Origin of the sequence: Polyangium jinanense, from assembly GCF_028435265.1 — a bacterium.
In the GTDB taxonomy this organism is placed as follows: Bacteria; Myxococcota_A; Polyangia; order Polyangiales; family Polyangiaceae; genus Polyangium; species Polyangium jinanense.
Genome location: NZ_JAGTJK010000003.1, coordinates 562829 through 587019, shown reverse-complemented (window position 1 = coordinate 587019; position 24191 = coordinate 562829). Strand labels below are relative to the sequence as shown.

The following is a 24191-nucleotide window of genomic DNA, read 5'->3' as shown; positions in this document are numbered from 1 at the left end:
GCACTCCAGCACGCTCGGGTCGCGATGGGCCGACCTTTCGCGTGCCCTTCGCTTTGCTCTTCTCCTTCGTCGTACTGGCCATTCCGGTGCCAGGTGCACTCGGAGCTGCCTCATCCCATCTAGCACGGCTTGGCGTTGAAGAGCGCGAGCACGACGGTACGATCGCCGTCCCCGAGCGGGATCCCCTGAACCCCGCTCCCGCTCCCGCTCCCGCTCCCGCTCCCGCTCCCGCTCCCGCTTCCGCTCCCCTTCACCACGGAGAGGTCCTGCGCGGACCCCGGATCCGATCCTCGGGGAGCACCTTCCGGTCCTCTCCCCGCCTCGGATCCGATCCTCGGGAGCACCTTCCAGTCCTCTACCGCTCTCCAACCCGCTCCCCGGGAGCACCTTCCGATCCTCTGCCGCTCTCCAACCCGCTCCCCAGGATCACCTTCAGGTCCTCCACCGCTCTCCAACCCGCTCCCTGGGATCACCTTCCGATCCTCCACCGCTCCCCAACCTGCTCCCCGGGAGCACCTTCCAGTCCTCTGCCGCTTTCCAACCCGCACCCCGGGAGCACCTTCCAGTCCTCTACCGCTCTCCAACCCGCTCCCTGGGAGCACCTTCCGATCCTCTACCGCTGTCTCGTCCGGGCTCTGGAAGAGCTCTCCTACGAACGTCTCGTAGAGTCCCGGCGAACCCAAAAGGACACGACGGGCTCGACGCATATGCAATGGGCCCGCTCCGAAGCGCACCGGGAGCTTCACCGGGAGGGGGGATCACCCTGTGGCCTCTCCCCACCTCCCGGTGAATGACTCTTGTTTTCGGCTGCTACAAGAGAACCGCCGCTTCCGCTCGCGGTCAGCCGACCCGGACCCCCTACGGGTCGAGGTTGGTGATGGTGACGGACACCTGTGCCTTGGCGAGCACGTCGATGTACTTCTTGTACGTGGTGTCGGCCGCGATGGCCTGCGCCAGCGTCTGCGTCGCAGCGCCTTCCTGGATGGTGACGCCCTGAATCGTGTTGCTGGTGAGCTTGCTCATCAGGAACTGGACGAAAGCATCACCGACGTAGGAGCGATCGCGGAAGCGGATGCCGCCCGGCAGCTTGGCCGCGATCATCAGCGCGACATCGCCGGACTTGACCGTTGTCCGGCTGTCTCCGGCCAGATTGAACTGGTACAGCGTGGCGCCCGCGTTGTTCTTGAGCGCGAGCGTGACCTGGGAAGACGACCAGGTGCCCGACAGCACGAACGCGGTGGAGTCGACGTCCAGGGCCGACATCGTGACCAGCTTGTCGCGGTTGAAGACGAGGCGCTGGATCCACGTTCCACGGGCACGCTGGTCGAGGTAAGAAACCCCATTCTCGATGATGTCGTACTCGTCGCCTCTGCCGAACAGGAACCACGTGGGGACCGCGTCGAACTTGGCAATGGTCGTGGCGCCGTACTTCATGAGGAACGGAGTGTCCGACCAGACACCAGCCCCGAGAGCACTGCCGTTCAGGTTGAAGTACGAGACGCTCATGGAGTCGATGCCATCCATGATGACGTACCGATAGCCGAACGGGCGGGTATAGCCCTGGCCAATGAGCTTGACGGTCACGTTCTCCAGGCCGGACTGGATCAACACGATGGAGTCGCCGGTATCGGTCGGGGGGCTCCCGGTTCCCACCGTCACGTTCGACGCCGTGACCTTGATGATGTTGTTCCCCGTGCCAGCCGTGACGCTGGTCCCCGCCTTGTTGGCGAAGATGAGCGCGTTGCCATTGGGCACCGTGCAGGGGCTCGCCACCTGGGTCATGTCGACCACGTTGGGGAAGGTGGTGCTCCCGAGGAAGGAGTGGCCGCTGGGGTTTCGCAGCCTCTCCATGATGAAGGCGCGGACCCCCGCACTGTCGATCGTCCCGTCCTTGAAGAACATCCCGCGCTGGAACTGGAGCTGGAAGGCGCGCGCCACGGTGAGGGCGTCGAGCGCGGGGGTCAATGTCATGCTCATCGAGAAGCCGTAGAGGACCTGGCTCCCGGACTTGAGCTGGAGATCCAAGCCATAGCTCTTGAACGCGATATGGAGGAGGACCTGGCTGCGGTTGAGATCCGTCGCCATCAGCGCCTGCTTGCGGTTGGCGTCGTACTGCCGGCGATGGATGTAAGACGCGCCGGCCTTACGCGCGGTGACGTAGGCGCCCACGTCGTCGATGAGAATGCTCCCCCAGCTATACTTGAAGAGGATGACGTCCGGGGAGGTGTCGAGGATGGCCACCGTGTTCGCGCCGACGGTGAGCGTGAGCTGAGCGCCGCTCTGCGTGATGCCGACCCCGTTCACGCTGATCTCCTTGAGGACCAGGGTCTTGATCCCTTGTTTCGTGGTCTGCCCGTCCGCGATGAAGCGGACTTTGACGGTCTCCGCGTTGTTGCCGATGATGACCACGTCGTTCCCGTTCCCGGTCTTGATCAGGGTCTCCGACTGGGTGCCAGAGTCGACGAAGCTCGAGGCGTCGAAGATATCATTCCCTCCGCTCGCGGCGTACGTCGCCCGCTTGCGCTTGGCCAGGATCAGGTTGTCACCGCCGAGCATGTCGAAGGCGTTGATGCCGCCGAACTTCGCCGTGTCGATCATGTTGTCGAAGATGCTCGGGTTGCTGATGTACGAGTAGCCAAGCTGCGCGAAGAACATATCGAAGATCTCCCCCGCCTCGATGATGATGCCCGGAGGCGTCGCGCTGAAGAGCTCGATCGACGTGAAGCGAGTGATGAAGTCGACGACGAGGGTCTCCAGGCTGGTGATCCCGGAGCGATACAGCTCGCCGAAGCGCAGGTCGGTGAAGATGGTCACGTACGACGCGTTACAGATCCGAAGGTCGCCGTTCGCCGAGATCGCGAACCTGAGATCGCTCTTGGCGGCGATGTTCTCGAGCTTGATCCGGTTGCCGGGGCTGGCCTCGTAGATGGTCGCCGTGGAGCCCGTGGTGGTGTACACGACGCGCACGACCGCGGACTCGCCCACAGGCAGGTCGTTGAAGGCGCTGCCCGGCGTGTAGACGAGCTTGCGCTTGTCGGCGCTGACCGTGAACGTGCCTTTCCCGGTCGCGCTGCGAACGCCGTTGTCGTCGAGGAAGAGCGGAGAGCTGAGCTGGATCTCGGCGACGTCGTCCACGAGCGGAGCGAGGGTGAGCGACGGCGCGCTCCAGGTCCCGCCCGGAGCCTTGGCGATGAGGCCGGCGGTCTTGTCCCTGACGACGGTGATGACCGCGGTCTCTTCGATGTTCGGGCCGGAGATCGTATAGGTGTCCGCCCCCGTGCCGCCGATGAGCTTGTGGCGGCCGCGCATGGCGACGAGGGTGTTGCTGCCGCCGCGGGCCTCCACCGTGCACTGGCCGCCGCTGGCAATGAGCAGGTTGGCCTGCGTGCTGTGCCCCTTGATGCTCAAGACCTTGGCGTTGCCTCGCACGCTGTGGATGTTTTTGAGGTAGGCCTTGATCCCGGTGCCCTTGAGAGTGCCGCCCATGCTGAAAGCCGGGGCGTCGATGTCGACCTCGACGAACCCGCTCGAGGTGAAGTGCTCGAGCGACAGGAGGTTACGACCTGCATAGCCGTCGATCTGGTTGTCTTCGCCGGTGACGGTTTGGAGCATGAAGCTGTCGTCGCCGGCCGTGCCCACCAGGCGGAGGAAGTCCCTCTTGCTGTCGACGATGAACCGGTGGCCCTCCCGGAGGTTGGTGGCGTCCACGTGAAAGCTCACGCTATCCCACGTGTTGTCATACGTCCTGTTGGAGAGCTGGATGGTCTGCATGTTCTTGATGAAGATGCCGCGATCCACCTTGTTCTCGGCCGCGTTCGCGGGCCAGACGTACTCGTTCGCCGCGTTGGGCACCCGGTTGGCCCTGGCCAGATCGATATCGTGGTCGAGCAGGACGAACTTGTTCGTCACGTTGATGCTGTTCGGCCGGGTGGTGCTGGCCCACTTGCTGCCGTTGATGATCAGCACGTTGTCACCGTCGCCGCCGATGATGTACTTCCAGATCTGCCACTGGGGCGAAGGCCCTGCCGAGAACGAGACGACGGTGTCGCCGTTCCCCGTATAGGCGTACTCGTTGTGCCCGTAATGCAGGTCGATGAGGCTCACGCTGCTGTCGCCGATGACCTGGGAGTTCACGTCCGTGAAGACGTTCGGGCTCGTGCCGGAGGACTCGCAGACGGCCTCGATGCCGCTGATCTGCGTGGTGCTCTTGAAGGCGAAGACCAGCGCGGCCTCGAGCTCCTTGCCGTCTGTGGTATAGGCCATGACGCAGTTGGTGCTGTCGTAGACGGCGAGGCTGCTGGGGATGGTGGAGATATCGTAGGTGGACTTCCAGAGGCCAACGACGCCGTTCCGCGTGCCGTAAGCGTAGAAGTAGCGCCCATCGGTGAGGTATTTGAGGCCGTCTTTATTGGCGAGATACCAGAAGTACTTGCCGGTGAGGGTGGACTCGGCGACCGATTGCGCGGTGCTCATCGAGAACAGGGTATTGATGAGCTTGGTCTCGTGGGCGGATCCAGCGGGAAAGGCCGGGCGGTGCAGTGGGTTGGCGAGGGCCGGGAGGCCATTGAGCAGGGCGCCCAGCGCGAGGCCCGCGCGCCCCTTCGTGGTGGTGGCCTGCGCGGACAGATCCACGTAAACACGGTTGATGCTGTCGTACCCCGAGATGATGGCCTTGGGGTTGCTCCCGGCGTTGAGAGAGAAGAACTCCGCGGAGAGCTCCAGCGTGTCCTTTCCAGTGCCGCCGTCGGCGACGATGTCGATGCCGGGCTCGACGACCAGCCAGTCATTGCCCGCTTCCCCGTAGAGCGAGTCGCGGCCGGTGCCGCCGACAAGGTAGTCGTTCCCGAGGCCGCCGTAGAGGGCGTCGTCGTCCGCGTCGCCGAAAAGCAGATCGTCCCCGGCTTCACCGTAGACCGAGTCGTTGCCGACGCCGGCGCGGATCAGATCGTCGTTGAGGCGACCGCGGAGCTCGCGACCGATGGACGAGGCGTCCACGAGGGCGAGGCGGAGGTTGGAATCGTTGCCGTCGGCGAGCGCCTTCGCGCTGAGCTTGCGCACGATCTCTTTGTCGACCGTGGTGCCGTCCGCCCCCTCCTCCTCGAGGCCCATCGCCTTGGCGTCGACGATGAACTGGAAGAGGTCGTAGCCCTGCTCCTTGTACAGCTGGGCTTGCTGGTCGAGGTACTTCTGGAAGGCCGGTGAGTTGACGTGCTCGTCGAGCGCGGCCTTCAGCTTCTGTTCGGGGGTGCGCGTATCGACCAGATCGGCGAAGAAGCCGATGATCATGTTGACCAGCCCGACGATGGTGTTGATGAGGTCCACCACGAAGGAGAGCGCCGTGCCGATGCCCGGGATGCAGTCGAGCACCATGCTGACCCCGTCGAGCACGAGCGACACGGTGTCGAGAGCGGCCATGATGCCGTACATGGCCGCGCCGCCGATGTTGCCGCTGTTCCTGGCGCGGTCGGCGGCGATCGAGTTCTCGGTGATCGACACGACGCCCATCCCGATGGAGAAGGCTCCCCCGACCACGGAGGCGAAGCGGAGGCCCAGCTTGGCCCCCTTGGACAGGTTCTTCACCGAGTCGCCGACCTTGTCCATCACGAGCTTGCGGATGCTGTTGAGCCCGTCGCCGATCCCGAACGTGCCTCGCGCGATGCGGAGCCGCCCGTCTTGGATCTGCTGGTCGTATTCGGCCCTGGAGATCTCGCCGCGCGCGTAGCGGCGCTCGGCGTTCTGGATCATCTCGTCACCGGCGCCGATGTTGACGCCACCCATCCCGACGTTGAAGCCGGCGGTCGCCGCCTCGATGCCGGTGCCGATCTTGCCGAGGATTTTCTGCGCCTGCAGCCTGCTGGCGACCTTGGTCCGCTGGCGCTCGAGCTCGACGTTGGCCAGGAACGTCGTGTGCAAGAGCTTGGATTTGGGGCTCTCGCCCGAGGCCGCGATCTTGGCCCGGGAGGCGTCGTTCACCTTCCCGTCGAGATCCACCGTATAGCCCCTGCCCTCGCGGAAGCTCGTATCGGCGTTCGTGGCGAAGTCCTTGATGTTGACCTTGTCTTCCGCGATGAGCGTGGCGAGATCGCCGGAGAGGCTGTCCAGCCGATCCTGGAGGACCTGGAAGCGGAACAGGGTCATGTTGGTGATCCCGTTGCTCAGGTCGGAGAAGTGCTGCGGGATATCGGCGAAGGTTTTTCCCGCGGTGCTGCCACCGAGGTAGTCGCTGAAGCGGATGAGATCGGTCTCCCCCTCTGGGGTGACCTGGCCGGTGAGCACGGCGCCGTTCAAACCCGCATCCCCCTGAGAGGCGGTCTCGCTGTCTGCGAGCGGGGGCACGAGGTCTTTGAGGTCGTGGATGTTGGCCTTGCCCTGGAGGCTCTTCTGGAAGAGGTCGACGGCGGCGAGGATGTCGGCGTCGTTCTTCAGCGCCAGGACCGCATCGACGTACTCCTGGGGCACGCCCGAGGCCTTCATCGAGGTGGCCAGGGTGTCCAGAGCGCTGAGGGGATTCAGCGCCGTGCTCGTAGGGTCCGTGGCGTAGCTGGCCGCTTTGCGAGACAGATCGAGGCCGAGCTGCTTCATGTACGCAGCCTGAGAGTCGATACCGAAGATATCGGGCGTTGTCGTGGTCATGATGTGTGTTGCTCCTTCGATTGCGAGTGGCACGTGTGCGGTGGCGTCGCGCGCAGCGAGGCACTGCGCGCGAGGAGATCGAGACGAGCGGAGGCCTGACGCCGTGATCCGCGCCCAACCGGGGAGACGCCGCTCTTCCCTCACGATGCCCGTGACCGGCTTCGTGACCTCCCATGGCCACGACGCGCGTCGCTGCCTTTCGTGAAGATCGTCCGATTTTTTTTACTTCGTGGGCTCACCGCAGGCGGCGCACGATCCTGTGAGCCCTACTCGAACGTTTCGGCGGGCCACTCGACCACCGGCGCGGAGCCCGCGGTCAAGTCGAGGAGCGGCGGCGAGGCTCGCCCCTCGGCCCGAGGCATGACGGACAGAATCCACGTCGCTTGCATGAGAACGCGACCCGTCGCTCGAAGCCGCACGCTTCGCATTCCACGCGGATGAAGCCGTATTCGAGGATCCCGCAGCGCAGATACGCCTCGACCTCGCGCACGACGAATCGCGGCAAACTCCCAATCGCTTCCACGCGCTCCCGAAACGAGTCCCAATACGCGCTGCACGACCCGGTAAAGTACCGTGTCCTCCGGTCGATGCCGTCTCACCCTTGGCGCTCCGCACGACCCTCCATAGAATCGCGGCGTTCAACGAGCTCGGCCCCGCGAAAGCTCGTTCCTTCCTTCACCTGACCAGGAAGGTCCCCCTGTGCGTCGACTTGCCCAACTCACCCTCGCGCTCCCCCTGAGCGCATGTGCGCAGCACGCTCTCCCCCACCCGCAACCACGTCGACCGCAAGCTCCGCCGCCAGCCTGACGAGCGCCGCCCAGGAGCCGCACGTCGCCAACGTGCTCCGCGGCCTGCGCCCGCACGTCGAGATCGTCGGCCGGCCGCCTGTCCGCTGGACGCTCGAAGAGCGCATGGCCCACCACCACGTGCCCGGCATCAGCATCGCCGTCATCGAGGGCGGGCGCATCGCGTGGGCCCGCGGCTTCGGCGTGAAGACGGCCGGCTCGGCCGACCCGAAGGACGCGGTCACGCCCGACACGCTCTTCCAGGCCGGGTCCATCAGCAAGCTCGTCACCGCCACGGCGATGCTCCGCCTCGTCGAGCGCGGGACGCTAGAGCTCGACACCGACGTCAACCGCTACCTCAAGACGTGGAAGGTGCCCGACAACGAGTACACCGAGAAGGAGAAGGTCACCCTCCGCCGGCTCGCCAGCCACACCGCCGGGCTCACCGTCTCCGGCTTCCCGGGCTACGAGCGGAACCAGCCGATCCCGACGCTCGTGCAGATCCTGAACGGGACAGCTCCGGCGAACACCGAGCCCGTGCGCGTCGACGCTGTCCCGGGCTCGCTCTCGCGCTACTCCGGCGGCGGGACGCTCGTGATGCAGCTGCTCATGACGGACGTCACCGGCAAGCCTTTCCCTGCCCTCATGCAGGAGCTCTTGCTCGGGCCGGCCGGGATGACCCACAGCACCTTCGAGCAGCCGCTGCCCGCCGCGCGCGCGGGCGAGGCGGCCCGCGCCCACCTCGGCGAGGGCGAGACGATCCCGGGCGGGTGGCACGTGTATCCGGAGATGGCCCCGGCCGGGCTCTGGACGACGGCGAGCGATCTCGCCCGGTTGGCGATCGCGATCGCCGACGCGCGCGCCGGGCGGCCGAAGGCGCTGCTCTCGCAGGCGACGGCCGAGCAGATGCTCACTCCGGTGGTGAAGGACGGCTACGGGCTCGGGCCCGCGATCGACGGGAGCGGTCGCTCGCTGGAGTTCGGGCACGGCGGCTCCACCGTGGGGTTCCTCTGCAACCTCACGATGTACCCGGAGATCGGCGTGGGCGCGGTGGTGATGACGAACAACGAAGAAGGCGGGGCGTCCCTGCTCCGCGAGATCCAGCTCGCGCTGGCCGCGGAGTACGGCTGGCCGGATCGCGCGCCGATGCGCGTGACGGCCATCGAGCTCAGCGCGGCGTCGGCGGCCGGCGTCGCGGGCAGCTACGCGCTGCCGGACGGTATGGGCGGCACGGCGGAGGTGAAGCAAGAGGGCGGGCGCCTCGTGATGCTCGCGCCGAGGCTCCCCAAGGAGGAGCTCATCCCGCAGTCGGAGACCGAGTTCGTGATGGGGACGCTGGGCTGGCGCGTGACGTTCAAGCGCGAGGCAGGCGGCAAGGCGACAGGGATGACCGTGGACGGGGGGGGGATGGTCGTCGAGGCGACGAGGAAGCCGTAGCAGGCGGACGGGGGCGGCGCGCTCGAGGTGAAGCGGCCGCCTCCTGCTCGCGGATGGCGCTCGTCACGCCGCTCGCGCTGCCCTTCGCCCTGGCCGGGTGGCGGCCTCGGGCGCAGACGGGCCCATCCGTTCCGATGAGCGCAAGCGCCGGAAGCGAAGGCGGCAGCGGTAGCGGATGTCACGCGGGCGCGAGCATCTCCAAACGCTTCCGGGCGATCGATTGCCCCTCCAGGAACGGTATCACCGCGGCCCGGAGGCGTGGACCAATATTCTCCAGGAATCGCTTGAGCCGAAACACGCCATGGAGCGCGTGCAGATGCGTTTCCGGCGTGGTCTGGTCCTCCTGCTCAGGAAGCTCTTCCGCGCAGCCAACGAGCACTTCACTCTCGCGTCGCGCGAGCCTTCGGTGATTGCGCGCATGGTTGAGCCCGATCAGCGGGTGTGGTCAGCGGATCGAGGTCATCCCGCGGCACTGGAAGAAGGGGATCCCGAAGTACCTCGTCCGGCACTATTTCCGGATGGTTAGAGCCAACGCCTGAGTTCTCAACGCTTACGTTCCATGGGATTCTCTCGGGAGGTCTGCTGCCCGAGCTGTTGGGCGAGCCCGATGAGAATTCCTTCGGGACCCCGGATGTAGCAGAGCCGGTAGATGTCTTCGTAATTGACGACTTCATCGACCACCGTCGCACCGAGCTTGCTGAGCCGGGCAAGGGTGTCGTCGATGTCCTCGACGGTGAACATGACGCGCAGGTATCCCAACGAGTTCACGGGGGCTGTGCGGTGATCGGACGCGATGGCGGGGGCGTCGAAGCGCGAGAGCTCGAGGCGGCTGTGGCCGTCGGGGGTGCGCATCATGGCGACCTCGACGCGCTGGCCGCGCACTCCGGTGACGCGGCCGGCCCATTCGCCTTCGATGGGCATGCGGCCTTCGAGGGTAAGGCCGAGTTCGGTGAAGAACGCAATGGCGGCATCGATGTCTTCCACCACGATGCCGACGTTGTCCATACGCTTGACTGTCATGATGTCTCCTTGGCGTCTAACTGGGGCTTCTGCCGCGCGTGAGAGCGCGCAGCGCACCCACGCGTCGGTCAAATGGCGCCGAAATAGTGCACGCGATGTCCATCCCTACGTCCCGTCGACGATACCTTATACGCATCGGTGAGGGCCTTTGCGCGGTGGTCGCATATCGACCGGGAGAGCAGACATCTTTTCGCACGACGGCAATGGTAGATCCATCGGTCGCCATCGAATCTTGCCGGTAGCTCGCTGCAACAAGTCGACCCACATCCTCGTATTTCTGTAGCCTGGAATCTGCTCGAACTCACCGTAGGACGGCGTAACGATGGGCAGACTTACTTGAAGCTCGCCGCTGCCCACGAATCGCTCCGGAATCTCGGAAGTCGGCGTGAAGAACAGCGCCGCCCGCTGCTCCCAGAGATCCTCGAGGGGTTCGAGTTCCGCACGTGTAAACGGCGCCGGCTGACCTTGGTCGTCGTACATGCTTTCAAAGAGGTTCAGCCGGTTGCTCATGACGGGTACCCTCCACCTGTCATCTTACTCAGTCCCCGAAGTCTCCAGTGTCGCAGTGCCTCATCAGGGCGTGCTACTCACCGTCCTCGTCGTAGCAGCTGTCCGCCTCATCTTCCTCCGGATCCTTGGTGTAACCGGGGTCCTCGTTCGACATGTCGACCTCCGCGAACGCACGAAGAAGAAGCTCTTCCGCGCGGTCAGGATGGCTGAGCTCTTTCATCGTCTTGCCCGTCGTACGGAGGCGCGCCGCGGACATAGAGGGCACCTTCGTCGCGCGCGACCCCGCCGCGTTCGTGATGGACACTGCCTCGGTCACCCGCTTTTACGGCGCCAACGGGCTCCAGTACTCTCCTCGGCGGTATCTCTCGAATCGCTGACGCCCGTCCGAGACCGGGTGCGCGACGGCGCGATCTCCCGGTTGTCTCGAATTTTTGGCCATGGTACGCGGCAGCCCGTGACGCCCGCCGACCTCGGCTTCGCACTCAGGAAAGAACTCCAGCGCGGGGCGGTCGCCGCGGCCACGCTCGACGCGGGGATCGCGCTGCTCGACGTGCTGCTGACGTGGACGCGCCTCGAACAGCCGTTCGTCGCCTCGCTCGTCGCCTCGCTGGTCGAGCGCGACGAGGCGACGGCGACCGCGACCTTGCGCAAGCTCGCCGCGTGCCTCGCCGCGCCGTACCCCGATCATTTCTGGCAGAAGCCGTTCGGGCTGCGGCCGAACATGCCGCTGTACGCCGTCGTAAAGGCGTGCCGGCGTGACGAACGCGCCGCGGTCGTCGCGGCTCCGGACGCGGTGCCGGGGCCATGGCACTGGAACGCGGACGAGCTCGAGCAGGCGGCCTCGGACCTCGCGCTCGATAACGACGCCGCGAGCGTGCGCGAGCTGAAGTTCGTGGCGCTGATCGAAGCCTGAGCGCCGGACGTACCATGGATCGTAAACTCCGCGCAGCCGTCCTCGTGGCGTGCTCGATGCTGCCGGTGGCTTGCCGGAGCGAGCCGACACGCCAAGAATCCCCGATCGCATCGGCAAGCGCCTCCGCGCCGCCGAGCGCGGCCGTGCAGCCGTCGGCGGCTCCCGTCGAGGCGCCTCCGCCGCAGGTATTCGCGCCCGACGAGCTCCACAACGCCTTCCAAGCCGAGCTCACGGCGACGGGCTTCCGGGGCATCGTCCTGAAGGACGCGTCGGACGCGGCGAAAATACAGCCTCCCTCGTTCGTCGCGGTCGAGAGCGGATCGAAGCCGGAGCGGATCGAACTCCCTTTCTCGCTCGCCGGCGACATGAAGGGGGGGCCGCACTTCATGGCGAGCAACCTCTCGGCGCGACGCTTCCTCTACGCGGAGGGGACGCTGCCGAAGATCCGCGTGCGCGTCTGGAGCAATGGAGAGGTCGGACCGCCCGTGGAAGGGCAGGTGCCGCTCTTCGGCGGCGCGGCGATCTCGACGACGCAGGCCCTGGTGTTCTTCGGCAAGATGGACCGGCGAGGGTTCGTCGATCGCCCCAATGCGCCGCGCGCGGCGCTCCACCGGAACGGGTCGTGGACGATGATCGATTTGCCGCCGCCCGCCGAGAAGGACTGGCACGATTGCTTCTGGGACGCGGCGGCGCGCCGGAACAGTGAAGAGCTCGTGGTGCTCCAGATCTGCTCGGCGCCGCGGCGGGAGATGGCCTATGCCCTGTATCGGCTCAAGGGCGAGGCCTTCTCCCGGATCCCATTCGACAACGAGGTGTTCAATCCAGTACGCGCGGCGCGCGGCGAATTCGCGGTGGAAGAGGACGGGACCATCGACCTCGGGAGCCAGGTCTCGGGGCGCGAGGAAGGGGAGATGACGTTGGCCCGGCTGCGCGGAGGCCGCGAGCCGTGGAAGGTCGTGAAGGTGCGCATGCCGACGCGCCTGCTCTCGTCGGTGGGCGCCTCGGGAGATCGCCTCCTCTTCACCGACGGGGGAGACGACGTGCGCGGCTCGGCGGACGGCGGCGACACCTTCCAGAAGCTCGCCGCGTTCGCGCCGGGGCCTGGCTCGCTCGGCCAATGCAACAGATTCGGCTGCAGCTTCGTCACTTCGGATGCCCCGGGGGGCGGCTCCCGGGTATTCTTCCGCCGCTGGTCCACGCGCGCCGGATCTCCGTAGCTCACCACGCGCGGGCTCGACATCTACTCGGCGCCCTTCCGTCATAACAAGCCGCAAGCGCAGGCTCGATATCGCCTCCCTCTTTGCCATCGGATAAACCTTCGATCGAGCGGCCCTGTTGCTTCAATATCGCCACCACCCGCTTCGCGGTACGCGCGGCGACATCCTCCCCCTCGCCCGCCCCCGCTTCCGCTTCCGCTACCGCTACGGGTTCCGGCACCCCTGACTCGGCGTTTCCCGTCGGATCTTGGTGCCACTTCGGACCCTGCCGCCGCCCTTTGGGGGGTCTCCGGGGCGGACCCGCGGGCGCTCTCCTCGCGGTGCTCGTCCAGGGGAAGTTCACGGCCGCCACAGCAGGGGACGTGGAGGCGGCATGCATCGCCCATAACGCGGCCAGCAAGCTCCTTGCGCTCATACCGGAGGGCGAGACCTCGACCGATGCCGCGCGCACCGCGCACGGAGCGGTCGAGAAGCTTCTCACCGCGCTCGCCACAACAGCCGCACCCAAGCGCGCGCGTGCTGGCAGGGGCCCGCCCCCTGACATCACACAGTTCGCATTCCTGGAGTACATCCAGGGCACTACGTGCTCGGACGAGCGCCGGACGGAGAATGAGGCGCGCCCGGGGGAAAGCCCCCGGGGCGGTCGCGTCCGCTTGACGCCGCCCGCCTCTCTCTCGTCTACATCACTTCCGCGGTACGCTCGCGATTCCGCGTCGCCGCCATTGCACCGCGGCGCCGGTCACGGGCATTTCCCCTGAAACATAATGCATCGACACGGTATGGCGGGACCTCCGCGAGGCGGCTCCGCGCGCGAGAGGTCAGGGTAGCGAGGCAAGGAGATACGAAAAGGAGATTGGACAAGAACAGGCGCGTGGTCGGTGCTCGATCGGAGGGAGACGCGGAGATTCGGTAGAACCTCAGGGTCTTTCGGCCCCAATTTGCCGGCAGCTCCGCGAAAAACCGGCCTTGCACACGTTTTCGTGCAGCTCCTTCGCGCGCGCCGGGTCCGTAACACCTCGCTCACCGGTCGCCGCTTCCCATCCGACCAGGGCTGAGCGTGATGCGCGGCCCGATCACGGGCAGAAGCATCCAGAGGAGGAGCAGCCTCAACGCGGGATTGTCTGGTGCGTAGGTCAAATAAACGCGACGCCCTCCGCCCCCTCGATGCATACCGCAAATTGATTGCACGTCGATATGCCAAGCCCGGCACATCGCCTAACGACGTACAACCGCCTGCTGAAGGTGGAAGTGGCTGAGGAATCGACTTCCAAGCCGTGCCCGGCGTGCCGCCCCTGCACACTCTGTTGTGGATCAAGGCTTGCTGAACGTCCTGGTCACATCCGTATAGAGCATGAGCCTCATGCCGCGGAGGTCGCCACAGAGAGATGCACGCACAATGGCATCTTGCCTGTGTGTGTCCGGGTCGAGCACCACCGGCAATCCGGCCGCGCCTCAATGAAAGAGGAGGAAGCCCATGTTTAAGTCATTGTTAGTGATTACCATCGGCGTCGTGTCATTGGCCTCATCCGTCGCTCGGGCGGATTGTTCGCGTTTCGTGGTACCAGGGACGACGCGCTATGTCTGGCATGGAGGACCAGGCAGGTCAGAAGATGGGCAGCTCCGCATCCACAATACGTTTTCATGCGGGGCAGAAACGTGCTTTACGGGATCCATCCATTTCCAAGGATACGATGATAGCATCAGTGGTTCGTACAGTGGAACGAGCATATCATTCCGGCGATTCGTCACGCGGGACTCTACGGTGCAGAACTGGTCTGGCACGTGCGGCAGTACAATCTCCGGAGAGTGGTACTACCCGAGCGAATTGTCCAATCGCGGGCCTATGTACATACGTTAGCGCAACCCTGCCACTGATCTACTCGCCGGAGTTCCCGCCACCACTGCTTTTGATGGACATGTCGCCACGGTGACGTGCGGAACCAGTCACCGGACCCATTGGCCCGCCAAGTAAACGGCTTGCGCACTGCCCATTCCCGGAGCGCGGGGATAACTATACCACCGCGACTGCGGACGGCGGGTGGTCCGCGGTTCACGCCGGCTATAGCTTCGCCCGTGTGGAAGGGTATGTCTATCCGGCGGATCGCTGCTAGCTACCTCCAATCGAAAGCGAGGAACACGGCCGGGCCCCCGGGGTAGCGCTCGGCGCGTGGTCGCCGACGGCCTCGATGAGCAACGGTCGCGCGGGGCATTCGGCCACGCTGCTACTCGACGGGAGGGGGCTCGTTGCCGGCGGGTCGGCGGTGCAGGCGTACATCGCCAGCGCCAAGCTCTACACCGGCCCCGCGATCGTCACCTGCACCCAGGCGGCCGATTGCGCGAACGGTCTCTGTGTCGACGGCTATTGCTGCAACACCGCCTGCGGCGGCGGCGCGGCCAACGATTGCCGAGCCTGCAACGTCCCCCGCGCGCTGGGCGCGTGCACGCCCCTCGCCCAGGGCGCGCTCTGCCGCGCCGCCGCCGGGCTCCGCGATGCGCCGGAGATCTGCAGAGGGCCGGCGCCGAAAACGAGACGCGGCGGAGGAGAGCTGCGAGCGCGGGAGAGGCTACGAATTCCAGTGGGACAACGGTTCGACCCGGTACATCGATTTGAAGGCGCTCTGAGAGGGTGCTCTACAAACGTCGTCGGCCCCAGAACCTCACCCCCCGACCCCCTCTCCGCGCGGCGGAGAGGGGGTGAAAGGCGCTGGATCGAGCCGGAAACGCCCTCCCTCTCCACACCGTGGAGAGGGAGGGTTGGGGTGGGTGAGGTCCGGAAGTTCTCTCTCCCCTCACCGCGCCCCCAGCGCCAACGAGAACGCAGCCGACGTCCGGAACATCCACGCATACCGCCGATAAGGCCGGAGCATCCACCCACGCGATCACACATCACACGGCGTGCCGCGCTCGGCGCAGCGGATCGGGCTTGCGCGCTCGGCGCGGTCGTGCTCGACGGCGCATCCCTCGGCGCGTGCTCGACGTTCAGAACGCTCGTACTCACAGCGCAGCCCTCGTATGTCGTAGGAGTCAGAAGCTAGACAGAACGCTCCCTACCCCGTACGATACCGAAGGCCGAATGCAAAGCAATCGGTGGGGAGGCTACAATATCAAAGCGAATCCGCGATAGAAACTGCGTGAGAATGCGCAAATGCAAATAATGGCGGAGCGTAAACTCACATTTGTCGAAAACGGCACAGGGCGCAGGCGCGTTGTGCGCGTCCGAATCGGGCTCCCGCGGCGCGACGAGCGCGGCCCTGATTGGGTCGTTGAATACGAGATCATCGGTCCCGGCCGGGACCGTGTCATACGGCGGCGTGTGCTAGGTATCGACGCCATCCAGGTCCTCGTTACGGCATTGAACGTCATCATCCCAGCCCAACTGGAAAACCTTGCGGATTTCGTCGGGGGTCGTCTGTTGTTCATGAAAAGCGACGATCTCGGATTTGTCGTGCATACGTCTACCGAACGAAAGCCGTAACGGGACGGCAGAATCCTCGCGAGGCTCGATGCGACGCGCGGCGCAGCCGCTCCCGCTCCCGCCTCCGCTTCCGCTTCCGCTCCCGCTACCGCTTCCGCCTCCCATTCCTTCACCAGCGCTCCTCGGCCGCACGCGCCGACGCTGCGGGGCACGTAGCCAAGCATACGCCTTGAATGGCTCAACTACTTCAACGCATCATCCCGCAAAGTTTGGTAGGCTCGTTGTTTCGCTCGAGCGGAGGGCATCGCCCCGACCTGCCCGAGACGTTTCCTCGGTCACTCTTCGGTGGTCTTCTTGATGCTCGACATTGCAGGGTATACAGCCTTCGAACGCGTGGAAGTAACGCCGTTCGCGAAGACGTTTCGCGCGCGGCGGGTGCATGACGGCCTGCCCGTCGTGCTCCAAAGCCTGTCCATCGGACGCGCCCGGAGCGCCGAGATCGCGCGATTCAAACACGAGTACGCGCAACTCGTGCAGCTCAGCTCGCAAAGCCTCGTCTCCGTCCTCGGCGTAGAGGCGCGTGAAGACAGCCTCGTCGTCATACGCGAACACTTCCCAGGCCAAACCCTCGCCCACACCCTCGCCGCGCGCCCAGGCAACAAGCTCCCCGTCTCCGAGGCCCTCGCCATCGCCACCGCGATCGCCGAAGCCCTCGCCGCCCTGCACGGACGCGGCATCACCCACCGCGACGTCCGCCCCCAGAACATCCTCGTCGGCGATGCAGGCGCGCTCAAGCTCACCGGCTCCGGCGTCGACGCCGAGGTCACGCGCGCACACGAGCGACTCTACGCGTACGAGGTCCTCCACGACGTCCTGCCCTACACCGCGCCCGAGCAAACCGGCCGCATGAACCGCAGCGTCGACCACCGCGCCGATCTCTACGCCCTCGGCATCATCCTCTACGAAGCCCTCACCGGTCGTCGCCCCTTCGAAGCCCGCGAGCCCATGGAGCTCATCCACGCGCACCTCGCCCTTCAGGCCAAACCCCCCGCGCACATCGACAGCTCGGTGCCCGAGACCCTCTCGCGTCTCATCCTCAAGCTGCTCGAGAAAAACGCCGAAGACCGCTACCAAAGCGCCGAAGGCCTGCTCGTCGACCTGCGCCGCTGTAGCCACGAGCTCAAGACCCTCGGCACGATCTCCCTCTTCACGCCCGCCGAGCACGACCACGAAGGCGGGCTGCGCATCCACCAGAAGCTCTACGGTCGCGAGCGCGACATCGACGCGCTCACCTCGACCTTCACACGCTCGCTCGGCGGCGAACGCTCCATCGTCCTCGTCTCCGGTTACTCGGGCATCGGCAAATCCGCGCTCGTGCACGAGATCCTCAAGCCACTCGCCCGCGCGAAGGGCTACTACACGAGCGGCAAATTCGATCAGTTCAACCGCGACACCCCCTACAGCGCCGTCATCCAGGCCTTCGACGGCCTCGTGCGGCAGATCCTCACCGAGAGCACCGAGCGGATCCAAGCCTGGCAGCGCGCATGGCTCGAGGCGCTCGGACAAAACGGCCAGGTCATCTGCGACGTCCTGCCCTCGATGGCACACGTGCTCGGCCCGCAGCCAGTCGTGCCCGCGCTCGGACCCGTCGAGGCGCAAAACCGCCTGAGCCGATGCTTCGTGCAGTTCGTCTCGGTCGTCGCGCGCAGGGCCCACCCGCTCGTGTTTTTTCTCGACGACTTGCAGTGGATCGACCTCGCGAGCCTCGACCTCCTGCGCGCCCTGCTCGCCGACGACTCCCTCGAGTCGTTCTTCTTCTGCGGCGCCTACCGCGACAACGAAGTCTCCCCCGCCCACCCGTTCATCGCGGCGCTCGAAGAGCACAAACGCGCAGGCCTCTCCGTCTGCGACATCGTCCTCGGCCCGCTCGAGCGTCGGCACATCGTCGACATGCTCAGCGACAGCCTGCGACGCTCGGACACCGGCCCGCTCGCCGACGCCATCCTCAAAAAAACCGCCGGCAACCCCTTCTTCGTCCGCCGCTTCTTGCACTCGCTCGGCGACCACGGCGTGCTCACCTTCAAGCCCGGGACGGGTTTTTACTGGGACCTCAAACGACTCGACGAGCTCGCCTACAGCGAAAACGTCGTCGATCTGATGGTGCGCACCATCGCCCGCCTGCCGAAAACCACGCAGGAAGCCCTCCGCCTCGCCGCCGCCATCGGGAGCGAGTTCGACCTCGGCGTGCTCGCCACCGTGCTCGAATGTACGCACGAACAGGCCTACGGCCGCCTCGAGCCCGCCGCCGCTGAAGGGCTCATCATCCCGGGCAGGAGCGGCTACCGCTTCGCTCACGACAAGGTCCAGGAAGGCGCGTACGCGATGATCCCGGTCGCAGGCCGGCCCGCGTTCCACCTGCGCATCGGCAGGCTGCTCGCCGAGAGCACGCCCTTGTCCGAGAGCCGCAACCTCTTCGACGTGGTCGGCCACCTGAACAGCGCGCTCGAGCTCATCGACGATCCACACGAACGCGAGACGCTCGCCCGAATGAACCTCGTCGCCGCCACGCGAGCCGAAGAATCCGCCGCGTTTGGCGCCGCGCGCAGCTTCCTCGAACTCGGCCTGCAATGCCTCCCCGAAGATGCCTGGACGTCGAAGCATCAACTCCGCCTCGCCTACGCGAGGAAGCTCGGCGTCACGCTGTCCTTGCTCGGCCATCACGATGACGCGCTCGCCGCGCTCGGAGAGGCCCTTGAGCGCGCCACGACGAGGCTCGCTCGAACCGAGATCCTGCGGCTCAAGATGAAAGCGCAGGTGCTCAAGAACGACCTGCCCGCGGCGCTCGCCGAGGGGCTCGTGGTGATGCACTCCTTCGGCCTCGACCTGCCCGCGTTCCCGGACGAAGCGACGCTCGAGGAGCAGATGCGCGTGACACTCGACCTCGTCGTCGAGCGCTCGCCCGAAGCGCTACTCAACCTGCCGCCGCTCGAGGACCCCGAGATCGCCGCGCTGCTCGAGGTCCTGGAGGAGCTGTTCGCGCCGACGTACTTCCTCGCGACAAACAACTTCAGCATCAGCATCGCCAAGATCCTCGAGCTGTCCTACCGCCACGGTTTGTCGCGAAGCACGACCTACGGCTGTATCAATTTCGGCATGCTCTTGTGCGTCCGCGGCCATATCAAGCTTGGCTACGAGCTTGGCCGCATCGCTGTCAGGCTCGGCGAGAAGCTCGGCGACAAGAAGAACGAAGCGATGATCCGCAACATGTGGGGTGGCTTCGTCCAGTACTGGGGAGACGGCTACAGCGCTTGCTGGGACACGCTGATCAGGGGCAAGGACGCGGGCCTGGAGACAGGCCAGTACATCTGGTCGTTCTACAACACGGTCAACGCCGTCACGAACAGCTTCATGCGCGGTTTGCCCATCGAGGACATCATCGCCGAGGCGAAGAGCTACCAGCCGATCCGCAAGCTCGACCGCTTCGACGCGATCACCTGGATGGCCGGCGCGGCCGGACAGATCGCCTACAACCTCTCGGTCGAGACAGACGACCCCTGCCGCCTTGTCGGGCCCCTCGTGGACATCGAGGAGGTCATGGCCGCGTGTCGCCGGATCAAGAACGAAAGCGCGTTCTTCTTCGCGCAGCTCTACATCGTCTTTTTGCTCGTCTTCCAGGGCGCCTTCGAGGAGGCGGCGCGCGTCGTGCTCGAGTCGAACCCCGAGCTCGTCAGCATCGCGGTCTGGCACGGCACGCCTGTTTTCCGCGCCTACGCGGCCCTCGCGCTCACGCGCGCCTCGACGAGCGCCGCGCCTGAAGAGCGCGCGGTCATGCTCTCGCGCGCCGCGGCCTACGCGGAGAAGCTCGATGCTTGGGCGGAGATCTGTCCGGAAAACTTCGCCCCCCGCGCGGCCTTGGTTCGCGCCGAGCTCGCCCGCGCCCGCGGCGAAGACAGGTTCGTGACGGCGGAGCTCTACGACACTGCGATCTCGCTCGCGCATCGCGGCGGCTACATCCATGACGAGGCGCTCGCGAACGAGCTGTGCGCGAGGCACTGGATGGACGCCGGGAAAACGACGCTCGCGCGCGCTCACCTCAGCGAGGCGCGCCGGCTCTATGCCCGCTGGGGCGCAACCGTTGCCTCGCGCCGCCTCGCCCGCGCCTATCCCGAGCTTGTCGCGCGCGACGAGACGTTCGACGCGCCCTTGCCGAGCACGCCTGCGCCTTCGGCGGACGCCCTGGACATCGGGTCGGTGCTCAAGGCGGCGCAAGCGATCTCGGGCGAGATTGCGCTGCCCCGACTGATCGACGCCCTCTTGCGCGTGGCGCTGGAGAACGCCGGCGCGCGGCGAGGGGTCTTGCTCCTTTTGCGGGATGGCAGCCTCGTCGTCGAAGCGGAGCAGCGCGCGTTTGGCGAGGAAGACGCGCCTGCATCGACGGCGATCGAGCGAGATCTCGGGCAACGCTCGGATCTGCCTGCGACCGTGCTCGCGTACGTGGCACGCACGCGTGAGAGCGTGCTCCTGGAGGATCGCGCGCTGGATGGCCCCTTTGGGCGCGACCCTTACCTCGTGGACGCGCCTCCGCGCTCGGCGCTGGCTGCGCCCATCATCGGCAAAGGTCGGCTTTCGGGCGTGATTTATCTGGAGAATGACCTCGCGCGGGGAGCATTCACGCCTGCGCGGGTCGAGGTGGTGGGGCTCATCTGCACGCAGGCTGCGATCGCGATCGAGAATGCGCGGTTGTATGGGGAGCTGGAGCGGCAGGTGGAGGAGCGGACGGCGGAGCTACGGCACGCGAATGAGGCGCTCGTTCGTTTGAGTCGCGCCGAGCAGGAGCGCAGGGAGCAGGAGGCTCTCGACCAGCGCGCGGTCATCAGCCAGCAGGAGGAGGTGATCCATGCGCTGTCGGCGCCGATCATCGAGGTCTGGTACGGGGTTATCGCGGTCCCGCTGGTGGGGGTGCTCGACGCGCGGCGGGGCGAGGAGATCATGGAGCGGGTGCTGCATCGGATTGGCTCCGCTTCGTGCCGCCAGGTGATCCTTGATTTGACGGGGGTGGAGAGCGTCGATTCCGAGACGGGCGAGCGCATCATGCGGATTGTCGGCGCGACGCGGCTGCTCGGGGCGAGCGTGGTGATCACGGGGATTCGCGCGGCCGTTGCGCAGACGATGGTGGCGTTCGACGCGGGCCTGAAGGAGCTGACGACGCGGGCGACGCTGCGGGACGCGCTGCGCGCGTATATGCGGTCGGAGGGTGCAGGGGGATTTTCGACGCGGAGGTGAAACACGCTCGCGGAGGAGTTTTTCCAGCTCGACCTGCGAGAGATTCAGGTAAGGCATCGGCGCCTCGAGGTGCTCCCGGTATTTCTCGCCGAGCCGCTGCGCTCCCGCTCCCGCTCCCCTCACCGCGCCCCCAGCGCAAACGAAAACGCAGCCGAGGTCCGAAACATCCACGCATACCGCCGATAAGGCCGCAGCATCCAGTCGTCCGGCCTCTGGAAAACCTCTCCCGCGAACGTCTCATAGAGCCCCGGCGAACCCAGAACCACCCGACGAAACCGCGGATCCGGCTCGCCCAGAAGACGCGCGAATGCATCCGCCCAGGCGAGCGCCCCCATCACGTCCGCCGCGTGCGCGGCTCCGTCGTGATCGGTGTGCGTGGAGCCGTCCGCGCGAATCAGGTAATCGGGCGTGACGAGCCGCGAGCCGTCCGGCTGCGATCGCACCTTCGAGGCCGCGGCGAGCATGGTTCCCATGCGCACGATGAACCGGGCAATGCGCGGGTCGTCCCAGGACGAATGAACGCGCACCATGGCATCGACGAGCAGCGCGGACATCCACGGCGAAGCGACCAGCTCCTCGCCGGCCTCGTCCGGATCGTGTTGCGTGCCGAAATGGTAAAGCCCGCCGTCCACGACCTCCCCAGCCCGCGCGAAAAAGCCCCCGGGGCGGCTCTGATCCTGATGCCAGAGCAAATCCTCCACGATACGAACGACCCGCGCGCGGTCCTCCTCCCGCCCCCGAAGCTCGAACGCGATTGTCGCGGCGAGCAGCTTGAACGCCACGTGCCTCTCCGTCCACGCCTCCCGCAGACGCTCGCCCGTGCTCTTGCGGACGGGCGCATACGCGGGCGACCAGCGCGAGGGCACGTCCTCGAAGGCCGCGATCACGGCGTCGAGTTTATCGAGGATACGCGGATCCCCCGTGAGCCAATGCGTGAGGGCGAGACACTCGGCGTACGAGTATTTCGGGTCCCAGGCGGGCTCCTTGGCCGCGTCCTTCGGGTCGGGCCTCGGCTTGCGCCACGAAAAGAAGGCCCCGAGAGGGCTTGCTTTCGCCGATGGATCGCCCCGATGTTGCCGCGCGAGCACGAGGAGCCGCTCGTAAAAGACCGACGCCCGCACGGCCTCGCGTAGGACCCGAGCCGACCCGCCCCGGAGGTACAGGACGAACATCGCCGACGCGCGATCGTAAAGCCACGCCTCGCCGTTGTTGTCGAGGTTCGTCCGATAGGGATTGTCGCCGACCGGCTCGTTCAGGAGACCATAAAAATAGTTTTTTTGAGCAAAGTCGTACACGAGCGGCCACGGCAGGCGCCGGCCATGGAGGAGCGCCGGGGGATCCATTTCCTCGCCGACGCGATCGTCGAGCGGCACGAACGGCGTGCGCAACGCCCCTTGCGAGAGGAACGCCTTGGGCAAAACGACGTAAACCTCGGGCTCGGTCACGAGGTCCTCGGGCGCGAAGCTGCCTCCCGTCACGGAATGAAATCCACGACGCGGCTCGACGAGCTCGGCGACATCGCGCGTGCGCTCCGAGCTGCCCCATTCGACGACGACGGACTCGGGCGCCGGGGGGCTCGTCTGGAAGGTATGGGTGAGCTGGATCCGCGCGACGCGGACCCAGCGTCCGGAGCGCTCGGGATCGGTGATGTCCCGATAAGGGGTGAGCTCGTCGACGTGCGCGGGAATCTCGACGCCGTCCCGGAGGATACGCACGGTCGAGAGGCCCGAGCGCGTGAGCGATTCCGGCGGCAATGGGAGGCCGAACGTGACGAGGTGGGGCCCACCCGCGCGGACGCCGGGCGCGGGCACGAGCGTCGCGGAGACGCGGCCGACAGGGGCGCCGGGCGCATGAAACGTACGGGAAGGCAGGAGAGGCGTGCACGCGATCGAGGAAAGGCCGAGGAGCAACGCGGCGAGCGGTTTTACGCGCCGGAAGAAAGGCAGCCGAGACGGAAAGCGCTCGAGCATGATCCCCTTTGGATGCCGAAGGAACGCTTGACATCACGACGAATGAGATGTCTTTAGGCATCCGCTGGCCTGGAGGACGACGATGACCGAACGTTACGCCATTCCGCCCGTCTCGACGATGACGCTGCCCGATGGCCGTCGCCTCGCCTGGTACGAATACGGCGAGCCCGCCGGGCGCCCTTGCGTCTACATGCCGGGGAGCCCGGTGTCGGGCGTCGCCGGGCTCCTCTACGACGAGGTGGCGCGCGCGCAGGGCATCCGGCTGATCTGCCTCGACCGTCCGGGCCTCGGGAAGAGCGATTTCAAGCCCGACCGCGTCCTCGTCGACTGGGCCTCCGATGTCGGGGCCCTCGTGGATCACCTCGGCGTGGATCGATTCGCCGTCCTCGGCGAATCCGGAGGCGGGCCACACGCCCTTTCCGTGGCGCACGGTCTGCGCAATCGCGTGACGCTCGCGGTCCTCCTCGCCTCCCCCGGCCCCATGGCCGAGCCCTGGTACCAAAGAGCGCGCCTCGTCCGAGGCTTGAATCGCCCATTGTTCTGGCTCGCGGTCCGCTCGCCGCGCCTCCTTCGGGCGATGATGGGTCGAATGATGGCGCCTTACCTCGGGGAGCGCGGGTTCGACAAATGGCTCGAGAGCACGCGGCGGATGATCAAGAAAACCTCTCCGGACGCGGAGCTCCTCACGAACCGACGGCTCCAGGTGGCGGGGTTCGAGGGGGCGACGGAGGCGGCGCGGCCGGGGCCGCGCGGCGGCGCGGACGACTTCCGCGTGCTCGCGAGCCCCTGGGGGTTCGTCGTGGAAGACGTGATTGCGCCGGTCGCGTTGTGGCATGGCACGCGTGATGGCAACGTCCCCGTCGAGGTCGGCCACGCGCTCGCCGCGCGGCTGCCGAGCTGCGTCACCCATTTCGTCGAAGGCGCGGGGCACGCGCTCGGCATACGCTGCGCGGAGGAGGTCCTTACCGCGATCGCCGCCTCCTTCGGCCCGGTAACTTGACGCGGCCC

Annotated in this window: 11 protein-coding genes and 1 pseudogene; 6 read left to right on the top strand and 6 right to left on the bottom strand. The window is 66.3% G+C overall.

All coding sequences use genetic code 11. The features are described from left to right. Positions 1-858: 858 nt before the first annotated feature. Together KEG38_RS10965 and KEG38_RS56365 are read right to left on the bottom strand one after the other, a co-directional pair. A complete protein-coding gene (locus KEG38_RS10965) occupies positions 859-6633 on the bottom strand; it encodes a calcium-binding protein (RefSeq protein WP_272419258.1) in 5775 nt (1924 codons plus the stop codon). Between the two features lie 358 nt (positions 6634-6991). Then, positions 6992-7235, bottom strand: a pseudogene (locus KEG38_RS56365) (transposase zinc-binding domain-containing protein); the annotation flags it as partial. 237 nt (positions 7236-7472) lie between these two features. Between KEG38_RS56365 and KEG38_RS10960 the strand changes: the two are divergent. Next, on the top strand, positions 7473-8855 hold the full coding sequence (locus KEG38_RS10960) for a serine hydrolase (RefSeq protein WP_272419256.1): 1383 nt from the start codon (positions 7473-7475) through the stop codon (positions 8853-8855). A 543-nt stretch (positions 8856-9398) separates the two neighbouring features. Here KEG38_RS10960 and KEG38_RS10955 read toward each other — a convergent pair. The 3 genes from KEG38_RS10955 to KEG38_RS10945 all read right to left on the bottom strand — a co-directional run bounded on the left by KEG38_RS10955 (position 9399) and on the right by KEG38_RS10945 (position 10701). Beyond that, positions 9399-9875 carry a VOC family protein gene (locus KEG38_RS10955; RefSeq protein WP_272419253.1) on the bottom strand — a complete coding sequence of 159 codons (477 nt, stop codon included), beginning with the start codon at positions 9873-9875 and terminating at the stop codon, positions 9399-9401. A gap of 126 nt (positions 9876-10001) precedes the next feature. Continuing rightward, positions 10002-10385, bottom strand: a complete 384-nt coding sequence (locus tag KEG38_RS10950; protein ID WP_272419251.1) for a hypothetical protein — start codon at positions 10383-10385, stop codon at positions 10002-10004. 73 nt (positions 10386-10458) lie between these two features. Then, the gene (locus KEG38_RS10945) at positions 10459-10701 is read right to left on the bottom strand and encodes a hypothetical protein (RefSeq protein WP_272419250.1); all 243 of its coding nucleotides are present in this window, start codon (positions 10699-10701) and stop codon (positions 10459-10461) included. 138 nt (positions 10702-10839) lie between these two features. Between KEG38_RS10945 and KEG38_RS10940 the strand changes: the two genes are divergently transcribed. The 4 genes from KEG38_RS10940 to KEG38_RS10925 all read left to right on the top strand — a co-directional run bounded on the left by KEG38_RS10940 (position 10840) and on the right by KEG38_RS10925 (position 21213). Continuing rightward, positions 10840-11298, top strand: a complete 459-nt coding sequence (locus tag KEG38_RS10940; RefSeq protein ID WP_272419248.1) for a hypothetical protein — start codon at positions 10840-10842, stop codon at positions 11296-11298. A 14-nt stretch (positions 11299-11312) separates the two neighbouring features. Beyond that, positions 11313-12515, top strand: a complete 1203-nt coding sequence (locus KEG38_RS10935; protein WP_272419247.1) for a hypothetical protein — start codon at positions 11313-11315, stop codon at positions 12513-12515. A 3145-nt stretch (positions 12516-15660) separates the two neighbouring features. Then, positions 15661-15990, top strand: coding sequence for a DUF6968 family protein (locus KEG38_RS10930; protein ID WP_272419245.1), 330 nt, complete (start codon positions 15661-15663; stop codon positions 15988-15990). A gap of 297 nt (positions 15991-16287) precedes the next feature. Next, a complete protein-coding gene (locus KEG38_RS10925; protein WP_272419243.1) occupies positions 16288-21213 on the top strand; it encodes an AAA family ATPase in 4926 nt (1641 codons plus the stop codon). Positions 21214-21332: 119 nt separating this feature from the next. Here KEG38_RS10925 and KEG38_RS10920 read toward each other — a convergent pair whose 3' ends face one another. After that, positions 21333-23183, bottom strand: a complete 1851-nt coding sequence (locus tag KEG38_RS10920; protein WP_272419241.1) for a hypothetical protein — start codon at positions 23181-23183, stop codon at positions 21333-21335. An 82-nt stretch (positions 23184-23265) separates the two neighbouring features. On the opposite strand from KEG38_RS10920, the gene KEG38_RS10915 reads away from it, so the two are divergent. Continuing rightward, positions 23266-24183 carry an alpha/beta fold hydrolase gene (locus KEG38_RS10915; protein ID WP_272419239.1) on the top strand — a complete coding sequence of 306 codons (918 nt, stop codon included), beginning with the start codon at positions 23266-23268 and terminating at the stop codon, positions 24181-24183. Positions 24184-24191 lie beyond the last annotated feature (8 nt).

Bases quoted from the DNA above. Each gene is read 5' to 3' on its own strand.
- KEG38_RS10965 (WP_272419258.1), bottom strand. From the start codon at position 6,633: ATGACCACGACAACGCCCGATATCTTCGGTATCGACTCTCAGGCTGCG.
- KEG38_RS10955 (WP_272419253.1), bottom strand. From the start codon at position 9,875: ATGACAGTCAAGCGTATGGACAACGTCGGCATCGTGGTGGAAGACATC.
- KEG38_RS10950 (WP_272419251.1), bottom strand. From the start codon at position 10,385: ATGAGCAACCGGCTGAACCTCTTTGAAAGCATGTACGACGACCAAGGT.
- KEG38_RS10935 (WP_272419247.1), top strand. From the start codon at position 11,313: ATGGATCGTAAACTCCGCGCAGCCGTCCTCGTGGCGTGCTCGATGCTG.
- KEG38_RS10930 (WP_272419245.1), top strand. From the start codon at position 15,661: ATGCAAATAATGGCGGAGCGTAAACTCACATTTGTCGAAAACGGCACA.
- KEG38_RS10925 (WP_272419243.1), top strand. From the start codon at position 16,288: ATGCTCGACATTGCAGGGTATACAGCCTTCGAACGCGTGGAAGTAACG.
- KEG38_RS10920 (WP_272419241.1), bottom strand. From the start codon at position 23,183: ATGCTCGAGCGCTTTCCGTCTCGGCTGCCTTTCTTCCGGCGCGTAAAA.
- KEG38_RS10915 (WP_272419239.1), top strand. From the start codon at position 23,266: ATGACCGAACGTTACGCCATTCCGCCCGTCTCGACGATGACGCTGCCC.